The following is a 13,095-nucleotide window of genomic DNA, read 5'->3' on the forward strand; positions in this document are numbered from 1 at the left end:
AGTTCGGGTTAGGCTGTTTCGGGAGGGAAACTGGGAGGAGACCATGGCAGATCAGCAGGATAAAGACGAAAAGCTCAAGCGGCAGCAGCGTTCCAACCGGACCATTGCCATTGCCTGCGTGTCTTTCTTCGTCTGCATGATCGGCGCAGCCTATGCGTCTGTTCCGCTTTACACGCTTTTCTGTCAGGTCACCGGCTATGGCGGCACGACGCAGCGTGTCGAACAATATTCCGATACGATCCTCGACAGGACGATCAAGGTGCGTTTCGACGCCAATACGGCCAATGGCCTGCCTTGGGATTTCAAGCCGGTGCAGCGCGAAGTGACGGTGCGTATCGGCGAAACCGCCATGATCAAGTATGAAGGGCGCAACCTGTTCGATCAAACGACCTTTGGCCGTGCGAGCTTCAATGTCTCGCCGGGCCGCGCAGGCGCCTATTTCAACAAGGTCCAGTGTTTCTGCTTCACGGATACCACGCTGAAGCCGGGCGAAGACATGGAAATGCCGGTGGTTTTCTTCGTCGATCCGGAGATCGTCAACGATCCCGATCTGAAGGATGTGAAGACCATCACGCTTTCATACACCTTTTTTCCGATCGAAAAGCCGAAGCCGGTTGCTGACGCAAAGCCGGCGACGAAGACCGAAGCTGCGATGAGCAGCGGGGGATAAAGGGACACGAGTTTCGATGCGGCACATAATGCCGCAAAGACAAATGCGACGACTGGTTTTATTGTCGGATTCGGACCGTCGGTAAAACCGCTTGATTATTGACGGTATGCGGCATCTGGTCAGGGAGCCATCTGACGCAAAACATGGTCGCGCTTGCGTGTGTCCCTTCGTGGATTTCAGCAGGCAGGCACGAGAGAGGAGCCCCTCAGGGGATTACGGGGAGAGACATGGCGGACGTACACGAGAAGAACCACGATTATCACATTATAGCGCCCAGCCCTTGGCCGTTCCTGAGCTCGATGGGCGCTTTTGTGCTCGCAATCGGCGGCATTGCCTGGATGCGTTATCTCAATGCGAGTGAGCTGCCGTTCTTCGGGCACAACCTCGTAACGCCGTGGCTTTTCTTCATCGGCCTCGCAATCGTGCTGTATTGCATGTTCGGCTGGTGGTCGGACACGATCAAGGAAGCGCATGAGGGTCATCACACCCGCGTCGTGTCGCTGCATCTGCGCTATGGCATGATCATGTTCATCGCCTCGGAAGTCATGTTCTTCGTGGCATGGTTCTGGGCGTTTTTCGATGCAAGCCTTTTCCCGAATGAAGTGCATCAGGTAGCACGCGCCACGTTTACGGGCGGTGTCTGGCCTCCGAAGGGCATCGAGGTTCTCGATCCGCTTCACCTGCCGCTCTACAACACCGTGATCCTGCTTCTGTCGGGCACGACCCTGACCTGGTCGCACCATGCGCTGCTGCATAACGACCGCAAGGGCATGATCACCGGCCTCGCTATCACTGTGGTGCTCGGCATTCTGTTCTCGTTCGTGCAGGCCTATGAATACATGCACGCTCCGTTCGCGTTCAAGGACTCGATCTACGGCGCTACCTTCTTCATGGCCACCGGCTTCCACGGTTTCCACGTGATCATCGGCACGATCTTTTTGCTGGTCTGCCTGTTCCGCGCAATCGGTGGCGATTTCACGCCGAAGCAGCATTTCGGTTTCGAAGCTGCCGCCTGGTACTGGCACTTCGTTGACGTGGTCTGGCTGTTCCTGTTCTTCGCCATCTATGTCTGGGGTGGCTGGGGTGCGCCGATGCACGGTGGCTGATTGGCCGTAATCTGAATTTCGAGGCGGCCCTGGCAACATGGCCGCCTTTTGCTTGTCTGGAGCAGTATTGAAATGAAGGAGCGCGCCATGCCTGATGCCAATCTTTATCCGCCGGTTGATCCGATCAAAAGCGGTATAGCGGGACGTTGCCCGCGCTGCGGCGAGGGCAAGCTGTTCAACGGTTTTTTGACGGTTGCGCCACGCTGCACTTCCTGCGGGCTGGATTATTCGTTTGCGGATTCCGGTGATGGTCCGGCGGCCTTCGTAATCCTGATCATCGGCTTCATTGTCGTCGGGCTGGCGCTTTGGATGGAAGTCAATGTCGGTCCGCCGCTCTGGGTGCATTTCATCCTGTGGGTGCCGCTGGCGATCATCCTCAGCCTTGTCGCCATGCGATGGATGAAGGGTATTCTGATCAATATGCAATATCGCAACAAGGCTGCCCCCGGCACGATACAAACAAGTGCTGACAGCCATACGGATACGAAAGAATGACCGAGCGTCAGGTTTCCCGCCGTTTTCCCTGGGGCGTTGTCATCGCATCCGGCATCGCGCTGATCATTCTGCTGGCGCTCGGCACCTGGCAGGTGGAACGGCTGTTCTGGAAGGAAGCGCTGATCGCTTCCACCAATGAGCGCATCAAGGAACCGCCCTTGTCGCTGGCGGATATGGAAAAGCTCTATAAGGAAAAGGGCACGGTCGAATATCTGCCGGTCACGGTGTCGGGCACTTTCATGCATCAGGGCGAACGGCACTTCCTGTCCACCTATGAAGGTGCTGCGGGCTATAATGTCTATACGCCGCTGATGCTGGAAGATGGCCGCTTCGTGCTGGTCAATCGCGGCTTCGTTCCCTATGAAAAGAAGGACCCGGCCACCCGCGCCGATGGCCAACTCGACGGGCCGGTCAGCATAACCGGGCTGGCGCGTGATCCGTTGTCGGCGAAACCGGGCTTCTTCCTGCCGAATAACGATATCGCCAAGAATATCTTCTTCTGGAAGGACTGGGCGGCAATGGCCGAAAGCGCCGATCTGCCGGATATCAATCAGGTCGTGCCGTTCTTTATCGATGCCGATAACAAGCCCAATCCGGGCGGTCTGCCTATTGGCGGTGTGACGATCATCGAATTTCCCAACAACCATCTGCAATATGCCGTGACGTGGTATGGCCTCGCTCTGGCGCTGATCGGGGTTGTCGGAACATGGCTATGGCGTTATCGAAAACAGCCAAGGGGTTGACATTGGCCGCGTTGCGGCCCAACTCCGTGAAGGTCAGTTGATATTCGGTCTCTGACGGCCTGCAAATGGCGCGGTTTTCGCTTCCGGTGCTCATGTACCTTCAAGTACATTCCGCTCCGGTTCTCAAACCACACCATTTTCGGCTCCTCATAGACCGAATCTCAGCCGACCCTAAGTCCTTCGTCAAGCCGAACCTGCGAGCTCTTCATGACCGATCAGCGCCCCCCACTGGAAATCCGCCTTTGCGGTCCGCGCGGCTTTTGCGCCGGTGTTGACCGGGCGATCCAGATCGTCGTGCTGGCGCTGAAGAAATACGGTGCGCCGGTCTATGTCCGCCATGAGATCGTGCATAACCGCTATGTGGTCGAAGGGCTGCAATCGCGCGGCGCAATCTTCGTCGAAGAGCTTGATGAGATCCCGGCGGAGCATCGCGATCAGCCGGTTGTTTTCTCCGCCCATGGTGTGCCGAAATCCGTGCCTGCCGATGCTGAATCCAAGAACCTTTTCTATCTCGATGCGACCTGCCCGTTGGTTTCCAAGGTGCACAAGCAGGCGATGCGCCATCAGCGGCTTGGACGCCATGTGATTTTGATTGGTCATTCCGGCCATCCTGAAGTCATCGGCACGATGGGCCAGCTGCCGGAAGGCGCGGTCACGCTGATCGAGACGGTCGAGGACGCCCGCAACTGCCATTTTGCCGATGAGGATAATCTCGGCTTCGTCACGCAGACAACGCTCTCGGTGGACGATACGGCCGGCATTATCGAGGAATTGCAGGTGCGCTTCCCCAATCTTTCTGCCCCGGCTGCGGAATCGATCTGCTATGCCACCACCAACCGTCAGGATGCGGTGCGGGCGGCAGCGCCCGGCTGCGACCTTTTCCTGATCGTCGGCGCACCGAATTCGTCCAATTCGAAACGTCTGGTTGAAGTGGCGGAAAAGGCGGGCGCGCGCATGTCCATGCTGGTGCAGCGCGCCGCCGATATCGAATGGGACAAGATCGGCGATATTTCCGTTGTCGGTCTTTCGGCAGGCGCTTCTGCACCGGAAATCATCGTTGATGAAATCATCGCATCGTTCCGCGACCGCTTCAATGTGCGCATTGAATTGGCGGAAACGGCAGTGGAAACCGAGAACTTCCTTGTAAATCGTGAAATTCGCGATGTGGAACTGACGGTGCAGGATATGGCATTCGTCAATGGCGAGAACAGGGTTGCCGGTATTCCGAAGCTGGCACCCCAGATCATGCCTAAGATAATGCCCAAGGTCATATAGGGGAAATAAACGGCATGGCCGTCTATACTGATATCAATGAGATCGAACTTGGCGCATTCCTGCAGCAATACGATATCGGCACGCTGACTTCCTATAAGGGCATTGCCGAGGGTGTGGAGAATTCCAACTATCTCCTGCATACCACGTCCGGCTCCTTCATTCTGACGCTTTATGAAAAGCGCACCAACCGTGAAGACCTGCCGTTCTTTCTGGGTCTGATGCAGCATCTGGCGCAGCGCGGTCTCGACTGCCCGCAGCCGGTGGTGCGCAGCGATGGCGAGACGATTGGCGAACTTGCCGGGCGTCCGGCTGCTATCGTCACCTTCCTTGAGGGCATGTGGATGCGAAAGCCCACAGTCGCCCATTGCGAGGCTGTAGGTGAGGGGCTGGCGCGCATGCATCTTGCAGGCGAGGATTTCGCCATGCGCCGCCGCAACGGCCTGACGCTGCCCGACTGGCGTCCGCTGTGGGACATGTCGCGCGAACGCGCAGACACGGTCGAGCCGGAGCTGGTCGAGGAAGCGGAAGCCGACCTCGATTTTCTGGAGAAAAACTGGCCTGCCGATCTGCCACAAGGCGTGATCCATGCTGATCTGTTCCCGGACAATGTGTTTTTCCTCGGCGACAAGTTGTCGGGCTTCATCGATTTCTATTTCGCCTGCACCGACATTCTGGCCTATGACGTCGCCATTTGCCTGAATGCATGGTGCTTCGAAAAGGATTTTTCCTACAATCGCACCAAGGGCGCGGCCCTTTTGCGCGGTTACACGTCGATCCGCCCACTTTCGACGGCGGAAGCCGATGCGCTGCCTGTGCTCTCGCGCGGCGCTGCAATGCGCTTCATGCTGACGCGGCTTTATGACTGGCTGACCGTTCCAGATGGCAGTTTCGTCATGAAGAAGGACCCGATGGAATATGTGCGCAAGATGCGCTTCCACCGCCAGATCGTTTCGGCTGCCGAATATGGGCTGGAACCGCAGGGAGCGGATGCGTGAAGCAGATCGAGGCTTACACCGACGGCGCCTGCTCAGGTAATCCCGGCCCCGGCGGCTGGGGCGTGGTGCTGCGCTGGAACGGCAACGAGAAAGAGCTGAAGGGCGGCGAGGCCGACACCACCAACAACCGTATGGAATTGATGGCCGCAATTTCTGCACTATCCGCGCTGAAAGAACCTTGCGAAGTCGATCTCTATACGGACTCGGTCTATGTCCGCGACGGTATTTCCGGCTGGATCGAAGGCTGGAAGCGCAATGGCTGGAAAACAGCGGCCAAGAAGCCGGTAAAAAATGCCGAGCTATGGCAGCTGCTGGATGAGGCGCGCAAGCCGCACAAGGTCAATTGGCATTGGGTCAAGGGCCATGCCGGTCATCCGGAAAATGAACGGGCCGACGAATTGGCTCGCGCCGGTATGGAGCCGTTCAAATATGGCGGGCGTAAATCGCTGAAAGTGCAATAAGCACCGGTCAGAACTGTGTTTTGGTATTAGAAAAGGGCGGTTTTCACCGCCCTTTTTGAATTTGATCAGAGCTGCTCGAGAATTGCCGAAGCAGCCGAAGTGACGGCCTGACCAGCCTGTTCTTCGATATTGAGCGTCTTGACCACGCCGTCTTCGACAATGGCCGAATAGCGCTTGGAGCGAATGCCAAGGCCGCCAGCGGTTGCGTCGAGCTCAAGGCCTGCTGCCTTGGTGAAGGTGGCCGAACCGTCTGCGAGATAGAGGATCTTGCCTTCGCCGCCGGTGCTCTGCGCCCATGCGCCCATCACGAAGGCGTCGTTGACGGCGATCACTGCAATCTGGTCCACGCCCTTGGCGAGAATGGCATCGCGATTGTCGAGATAGCCCGGCAGGTGGTTGAGGCTGCAGGTCGGCGTGAAAGCGCCCGGAACGGCAAAGAGAACGACCTTCTTGCCCTTGAAGACTTCGTCGGTCGTCACTTCCTTGACACCGTCCGCAGTCTTGACCTTGAAGGTTGCTGCGGGAAGCGTGTCGCCAACTTTGATCGTCATCTGTTTTCTCCTGAGGGCAGGGGACAAATTGCCGTCTGGTCCGCTGCCTGTTTTCAAAACTGTCATTGCCGCACCGCGAAGCGCGAGCCGCGACAGTTAAACCGATAACGGGGCGCTCGACAATTTCAAAACGCTGATGTCGCCATCAAAATGGGGGAGGATGGGCAAGCAGTTTCAGGCGAAGCAAAAGCCGCTGAGTTCAGTCGAGTGTAACCTGTCCCGACACTGCCTTGCCATTCTGCACGATGGTGTAGTCGACGGTTGCATATCGCGCATCGCCCTTGACCGTTACGGTGAAGTTGCGACCATCAGAGGCGACCGGATCGGACAGGCGCAGCTTGTCGCTGGCCACAAAAAGCTCCGCAGGTGCTTTCGGGTCAGGCACAGCCAAGGTGAATACTGCGGTGTCCCGATCGCGCTTCACGGCGCTCACACCGAAAGAGGGGGAGGCCGTCGCGGGAAGTCGCCCGAACGCGGTCTCCACGATGGTGCGTGTAGCGATGGCCTGCGGCTCGGCAGATTCGACATTTGTGCTGACGGGGAAGTCAAACTCAGCTTGCACCGGAATGCAGATATGCTCGCAAACGCCGAGAAAGGCATGGCCCTTGAGACGGGTGTCATCAGGCTGCAACTGGAAAATGATGGGCAGCGAAACCGGCTTCTTGTAACCGATGCCATCGTCATCGCCGCCGAACCGCACCGGCGCGGGATAATCGATCTGCGCGTTGGCGTTGCCGTCGAGATTGATCTGCGGCGGCACGCCGGCATCGCCCGGATTGCGCCAGTAGGTTTTCCATCCCGGCTGCAACTCAATCTGCAACGCGCCGCGTATCTCGCGCTTGGGCCCGGCCTCAGTAGAAACCGCGGCATCCTCGATGATTACGCGCACACGCCCGCCGGGCGTTTCGGTCCAGGCGGAGGTCGAGGCATGGGCCGACAAACTGGAGGCGGTAAGCAAGCCGAAAGCGAGAATGTTCAAACGTGTTCTCATTGCTCAAAAATGAAATGAAATCATGGTTGCTTCAAGTCCAACATTGTTGGGAGCAATTATATTTTTGCGTCCTTTGAAGACAAATTTGCGACTCCCATTGTTATTTTCTGCAGGCTTGCTACCTTCATCAATATGACCACGATGCGGAAGCCGAACCAGGAGCAGGGGTTCTTAAACGGGCAATTCCTGCTTGCCATGCCCGGCATGAGCGACGAGCGTTTTGCCCGGTCGGTGGTCTATATCTGCGCCCATTCCGATGAGGGCGCGATGGGCTTCATCATCAACCAGCTTCAGCCGATCGGCTTCCCCGATATCCTGCGCCAGATTGGTGTGATTGATGAGGATGAGCTGATCATACTGCCAGATCGCACGCAGCATATGATGGTGCGCAATGGCGGGCCGGTGGACCGCACACGCGGCTTTGTGCTGCATTCCGACGATTACATGGTCGATTCCACCATGCCGGTTTCCGAAGAGGTCTGCCTGACCGCAACGGTCGATATTCTGCGCGCCATTTATGGCGGCAAGGGCCCTTCACAGGTGCTGATGGCGCTGGGTTATTCCGGCTGGGCGCCGGGGCAGCTTGAAGCGGAACTGGCCGATAATGGCTGGCTATGCTGCGATGCTCCGCTCGACATGCTCTTCGACAGCGATATTGAAGGCAAATATTCGCGCCTCATGCTTCATATGGGCATCGACATGTCGCGGCTGGTTTCCGACGCGGGGCATGCGTGAGTTAAGGCAGTAGGGGAATAGGGCAGTAAGGGAGTAGGTCAAAAAGACTTGCTTCGGCTGATCCGATTCAGTTTTTATTCCCCTATTCCCCTATTCCCCTATTCCCCTATTCCCCTCACTTCACGCCGCCGCCGCTTCCAGCTGTTCCTTGATCATGCGCGTGGCGTCTTCGCGGCTCGTCGGCTGACCGAACATGAAGCTCTGCACATATTCACAGCCCATCTGGCGAAGCTGGAGGGCATCGCTTTCGCTCTCCACACCTTCCGTCACCACCGCCAGACCCAGATCATGCGCCATACTAACGATGGAACGCAGCAGGGTCGTCTTCTGCGGCTGGTCGCCCTTCACGAAGGAGCGGTCGATCTTGATAATGTCGAACGGAAAGCGCGTCAGATAGGCGAGGGACGAATAGCCGGTACCGAAATCATCCAGCGACAGACCGATCCCCATCGTCTTGAGCCGTGCCAGCACATGGGCCGACTGCTCGGGATTTTCCATGAGGACGGATTCGGTCAGTTCCAGCTTCAGGCTGCCCGGATTGAGGTGAATGCGCGACAGCACGGAGCGAACATCGTTGATGAGGTCCTGCCGGATCAGTTGCGTGGAAGACAGGTTGACCGAGACGAACAGGTCGAGTTTCGGGAACTGCTCCTGCCAGGCGAACAGGTCTTCGGCGGCGCGCTGCATGGCGAAAAGGCCAAGCTGCACGATCAGCCCGGAGTTTTCGGCAATCGGAATGAATTCCGAAGGAGAGATTGCGCCACGGCGCGGATGTTCCCAGCGCATCAGCGCTTCAAAACCTGCGATAGTGCCTTCGTCCAGCCTGACAATCGGCTGATAGGCCATGCTGATTTCGTCGCGTTCGAGCGCGCGGCGCAGATCGGATTCGAGCTGCAGCTTGTCGCTGCCGATGGCGCGGAATGCCGGGCGGAACGGTTCGATCCGGTCGCCGCCGAAGCGCTTGGCTTGATACATGGCCAGCTCCGCATCCTTCACGAAATCTTCCGCCGTGGTGGCGGTTTTCGTCCAGGTGATGAGGCCGACAGAGGCGGTCAGAACGATCTCGCGCTTGGCATAGGCAATCGGCGCGCGGGTGGCCTGACGCAGCGCTTCCGCAAAGGCTGCGATGCGGCCCGGATCGCTTTCGGAGGCAAGCAGCAGGCCGAACTGGTCGGAAGAAAGACGCGAGAGTGTGTCCTGCGGCTTCATCAGGCGAGCCAAACGGCGCGAAATGGTGAGAAGGATCGTATCGCCTGCCGACATGCCCAGACTGTCATTGACCTGCTTGAAGCGGTCGATATCGATCATGAACACGGTCGGGTGCAGATTGTTCTCGCCGCGCGCCATGTTCATCACATTGCTGAGACGGTCGAGGAAAAGCTCGCGATTGGGCAGGCCGGTGAGATTGTCGTGCACGGCATCGTGCAGCAGACGTTCTTCGGCCTTCTTCTGCTCGGTGACGTTGACCAGCGTGCCGACGCAACGCACGACTTCGCCGTCCGAACCGATCACCGGGCGCGCACGCAGCGCGTACCAGTGGTAATGGCCGTCATTGGCGCGCAGGCGGAAGATCTGGCCGATGCGTCCGCGACGGTTTTCCAGAATGGCGTCCAGCGTCGAGCGGAAACGGTCGCGGTCGTCGGAATGCATGACCGGCAGCCAGTTGCGCACCGGACCCTGCAAACTGCTTGCCGTATTGCCAAGCTGGTTGGCGATATCCGGCGTGGTGACCACGCGGTCGCGCGGCACATCCCAGTCCCAGACAATGTCGCCTGCGCCGATGACGGCGAGCGCCTGACGTTCCATGTCGGACAATAGCCCCTGCTGGAGTGCACCGCCTGCAAAGGCGTGCTGCATGACGGTGAAGCCGATCAGAAGCACGATGAGAACTAGGCCGCCGCCAAGTGCCGGCTGGACAATGTCGTTGTCGAGACGGCCTGTGACGGCCATCCATGCCCCGAGCAGCCATATCAATGTGAGAAGCCAGGCGGGTATCAGCATGACCGCTCGGTCATATCCCTTCACCGCGAGGTAACCGATGATCGCAACACCGGAAACGATGGTCAGTGCGAGCGAGATGCGGGAAATGCCCGAAGCGATGGGCGGATCGAAAACCGCAACGCCAGCAAGCGCCAGCAAGCCCAGAACCCAGGTCACAGCGCCATAGCTGAAATGGTCGTGCCAGCGGTTGAGGTTGAGATAGGCGAAGAGGAAAATCACCAGCGAGGCGGCCAGCGCCACCTCTGTGCCCGCGCGCCATATCTGTTCGTTTCCGGGCGTGATTTCCATCAGCTTGTTCCAGAAGCCGAAATCGACGCAGATATAGGCGAGGACCGCCCATGCCAGCGCCGCCGTGGCGGGGAACAACGAGGTGCCCTTGACGACGAAAAGAATGGTCAGGAACAGCGCCAGCAGGCCTGAAATGCCAAGCAGGATGCCGCGATAGAGCGTGTAGGAATTGACGGTGTCCTTGTAGGCTTCCGGTTCCCACAGATAGAGCTGCGGCAGATTATGCGAGGAAAGCTCGGCAACGAAAGTGACAACGCTGCCCGGATTGATCGTGATACGGAACACATCCGCGTCGGCGCTTGGCTGGCGGTCGAGCGCAAAGCCTTCACTGGGGGTGATCGACGCAATACGCGGCGAGCCGAGATCGGGCCAGATGATGCCGGAACCGACAAGACGATAATGCGGCGCGACGATCAGGCGATCGATCTGCTGGTCTGTCGGATTGGCGATGGAGAAAGCGGCCCAGTCGCCGGATGCATTGCTGTTCTGGTCGGCCTGTACTTCGATGCGGCGCACGATGCCATCGGGGCCGGGCGCGGTGGAAACCTGAACGCTTTCACCCTTGTTGCGCAAAAGTTCGACGGCGCGCGACAGATCAAGGGCGGTGTCGTCCTTGGATATCTTGATCGGTTCGACGGCAGACGCATAGACGGTCGAAAAGGCCAGAAGGACGATCAGCGCGAGAAAACGCGCGGCGTTCTGGAATAGCTTTTCAGAAAGGCCCCTCACGAGCGTTCAACCTTGCCATTGATCATGCGGCTATCCAACATACGTTTGTCGCTTTCTATGAGGGCAAACAGCAGGTGGTCCTGCCAGAAGCCATTTATCTTGAGATAGGAGCGCAACAGTCCTTCTCTCTGAAATCCGGCTTTTTCGAGAAGCCGGACCGAACGTACATTATGGGGAATACAGGCAGCTTCAACCCGGTGCAACCGCAGTTGGTCGAATGCAAAGGGGATAACCAGAGACAGTGCCTCGGTCATATAGCCTTTGCCCGCGAAAGGAGCGCCGCTCCAATAGCCGATCATGCCGTTCTGTCCTACTCCGCGGCGGATATTGCCGAGCGTGATACCGCCGAGAATGCGGTTGTCGCTGTTGCGGAAAATGAAGAAAGGATAGCCGGTTCCGGCAGAAATTTCTTCCTGAAAACGCCGCATCCGGTAGCGGAAGGCGCTTTTCGTCAGGTCATCGTCGGGCCAAGTCGGTTCCCATGGAGACAGAAAGGCCCGGCTTTGCTCACGCAAATTGGACCAGCCTGCAAAATCGCCCATCATGGGCTCGCGCAGATAAATGCGCGGTCCACGCAGAATAGTCGGATTATTGCGCCGGAACGACAGGCCGATCATTGGAGTTAGGGGAGTAGGGGAATAGGTGAGTAGGGGAATAGGAAAAACGAAATCTTCACGGCCACATACTCCCCTATTCCCTTAGTCCCCGACTGCCTTAAACAGCTATCTTCCTCTTATGCGCATTGGTCGAAAGCGCATCGGACAGATCGTCAAAGCTCATCAGGCGGCCAACCGGACCAACACCTGCAATGGTTGGCTTGTTGTCGAGGAACAGGCGACCTGCGAGATCCGTCAGACGTTCTGGCGTGATCAGGGAAAGACGTTCCATCAGCTCATTATTGTCGACCGGGCGGCCATAGAGCAGGAACTGGCGGGCGAGTTGACCTGCGCGGCTGGCCGCGCTTTCCTGCGACATGAGTAGGCTGGCGCGATATTGCGCGCGGGCGCGGTTGACTTCCTCGATGCTGATCGAGTCCGCTGCCTTGTGCAACTCGTCAATGATGACCGGAACCAGTTCGACCAGCTCGTCGCGACCCGTGGCGGCATGGATGCCGAACAGGCCCGTATCCGAAAAGCCCCAGTGGAACGCATAGACCGAGTAACACAGGCCGCGCTTTTCGCGCACTTCCTGGAACAGACGCGAGGACATGCCGCCGCCCAGTACCATGGACAGGAGCTGTGAGGCGTAGAAGTCGCGCACATGATAGGCACGGCCTTCAAAGCCGATCAGCACCTGTGCATCCATCAATTCGCGGTTTTCGCGGAAGTCGCCGCCGACATAGGTCGCAAGGTCGAGGGTCGGCGCCGTGTTATGGGCGCGGAAGCCGCCGAGACGCTTTTCAACTTCCTTGACGAAAGCATCGTGGTCCACGCCGCCGGCAGCCGTCACGACCATGCGGTCGGCGCTGTACTGCTCGTCCATATATTGGCGCAGGTCGCCGGAGGAGAACGACATCACCGTGTCCGGCTCGCCAAGAATGGCGCGGCCGATGGGCTGGTGACGATAGGCGGTTTCGGTGAAACGATCGAAGACGATATCGTCCGGTGTGTCGTGCGCTGCACCGATCTCCTGCATGATCACCTGCTTCTCGCGCTCAAGTTCGTCTTCGTCGAACTTCGATGCGGTCAGGATATCGGAGAGAATATCGATGGCCAGCGGCATGTCATTGCGCATCACGCGGGCATAATAGGATGTGGTCTCGACGCTAGTTGCGGCATTGATCTCGCCGCCGACGTCTTCGATATCCGATGCAATTTGCCAGGCAGAGCGGTTTTCCGTGCCCTTGAAGGCCATATGTTCAAGTAAGTGAGCTATACCGTGCCGGTCGGCGGCTTCGTTTCTCGCGCCAGCTTTAACCCAGATTCCAAGCGCTACGCTTTCCACATGTGGCATGGTATCGGTGGCTATCGTCAACCCGTTGGGAAGACGTGTTACTTCAACACTCATAAGCGAACTGCTCCCTGCATTCCTCGCTCTGACTTTTTTTCACCCGAT

At 58.0% G+C, this 13,095-nt stretch carries 13 protein-coding genes; 8 read left to right on the forward strand and 5 right to left on the reverse strand.

Going from position 1 to position 13,095, the window contains the following annotated elements; all coding sequences use genetic code 11:
• Positions 1 to 43: 43 nt before the first annotated feature.
• The 7 genes from FHW03_RS22215 to rnhA all read left to right on the forward strand — a co-directional run bounded on the left by FHW03_RS22215 (position 44) and on the right by rnhA (position 5,745).
• Positions 44 to 670, forward strand: a complete 627-nt coding sequence (locus FHW03_RS22215) for a cytochrome c oxidase assembly protein (RefSeq protein WP_182522624.1) — start codon at positions 44 to 46, stop codon at positions 668 to 670.
• Between the two features lie 227 nt (positions 671 to 897).
• The gene (locus FHW03_RS22220; RefSeq protein WP_182522625.1) at positions 898 to 1,776 is read left to right on the forward strand and encodes a cytochrome c oxidase subunit 3; all 879 of its coding nucleotides are present in this window, start codon (positions 898 to 900) and stop codon (positions 1,774 to 1,776) included.
• An 87-nt stretch (positions 1,777 to 1,863) separates the two neighbouring features.
• Entirely contained in the window at positions 1,864 to 2,271 is a 408-nt protein-coding gene (locus FHW03_RS22225; protein ID WP_182522626.1) for a DUF983 domain-containing protein, read from the forward strand.
• Entirely contained in the window at positions 2,268 to 3,014 is a 747-nt protein-coding gene (locus tag FHW03_RS22230) for an SURF1 family protein (protein ID WP_182522627.1), read from the forward strand. Before FHW03_RS22225 ends, FHW03_RS22230 begins: the two co-directional genes overlap by 4 nt.
• 207 nt (positions 3,015 to 3,221) lie before the next feature.
• Positions 3,222 to 4,289 (forward strand): 4-hydroxy-3-methylbut-2-enyl diphosphate reductase, encoded by a 1,068-nt coding sequence (ispH, locus tag FHW03_RS22235; RefSeq protein WP_182522628.1) that lies wholly within the window; start codon positions 3,222 to 3,224, stop codon positions 4,287 to 4,289.
• Between the two features lie 14 nt (positions 4,290 to 4,303).
• Entirely contained in the window at positions 4,304 to 5,284 is a 981-nt protein-coding gene (locus FHW03_RS22240) for a homoserine kinase (protein ID WP_182522629.1), read from the forward strand.
• Positions 5,281 to 5,745: a ribonuclease HI gene (gene rnhA / locus FHW03_RS22245; protein WP_078338079.1), complete on the forward strand. Its 465-nt coding sequence runs from the start codon at positions 5,281 to 5,283 to the stop codon at positions 5,743 to 5,745. Before FHW03_RS22240 ends, rnhA begins: the two co-directional genes overlap by 4 nt.
• A gap of 65 nt (positions 5,746 to 5,810) precedes the next feature.
• Here the strand turns inward: rnhA and FHW03_RS22250 are convergent, their stop codons facing one another.
• Positions 5,811 to 6,296: a peroxiredoxin gene (locus FHW03_RS22250; protein ID WP_151590396.1), complete on the reverse strand. Its 486-nt coding sequence runs from the start codon at positions 6,294 to 6,296 to the stop codon at positions 5,811 to 5,813.
• Between the two features lie 199 nt (positions 6,297 to 6,495).
• Positions 6,496 to 7,287, reverse strand: a complete 792-nt coding sequence (locus FHW03_RS22255) for a protein-disulfide reductase DsbD domain-containing protein (protein WP_182522630.1) — start codon at positions 7,285 to 7,287, stop codon at positions 6,496 to 6,498.
• 132 nt (positions 7,288 to 7,419) lie between these two features.
• Between FHW03_RS22255 and FHW03_RS22260 the strand changes: the two genes are divergently transcribed.
• The gene (locus tag FHW03_RS22260) at positions 7,420 to 8,022 is read left to right on the forward strand and encodes a YqgE/AlgH family protein (protein ID WP_182522631.1); all 603 of its coding nucleotides are present in this window, start codon (positions 7,420 to 7,422) and stop codon (positions 8,020 to 8,022) included.
• Between the two features lie 120 nt (positions 8,023 to 8,142).
• Here the strand turns inward: FHW03_RS22260 and FHW03_RS22265 are convergent, their stop codons facing one another.
• The 3 genes from FHW03_RS22265 to FHW03_RS22275 all read right to left on the reverse strand — a co-directional run bounded on the left by FHW03_RS22265 (position 8,143) and on the right by FHW03_RS22275 (position 13,047).
• Positions 8,143 to 11,040, reverse strand: coding sequence for a sensor domain-containing phosphodiesterase (locus tag FHW03_RS22265; RefSeq protein WP_182522632.1), 2,898 nt, complete (start codon positions 11,038 to 11,040; stop codon positions 8,143 to 8,145).
• Entirely contained in the window at positions 11,037 to 11,657 is a 621-nt protein-coding gene (locus FHW03_RS22270) for a GNAT family N-acetyltransferase (RefSeq protein ID WP_078338083.1), read from the reverse strand. The genes FHW03_RS22265 and FHW03_RS22270 overlap by 4 nt, the downstream gene beginning before the upstream one ends.
• Before the next feature lie 97 nt (positions 11,658 to 11,754).
• Entirely contained in the window at positions 11,755 to 13,047 is a 1,293-nt protein-coding gene (locus FHW03_RS22275; protein ID WP_182522633.1) for a pitrilysin family protein, read from the reverse strand.
• Positions 13,048 to 13,095: the final 48 nt, after the last annotated feature.

Source organism: Ochrobactrum sp. RH2CCR150, assembly GCA_014138095.1.
In the GTDB taxonomy this organism is placed as follows: domain Bacteria; phylum Pseudomonadota; class Alphaproteobacteria; order Rhizobiales; family Rhizobiaceae; genus Brucella; species Brucella gambitense.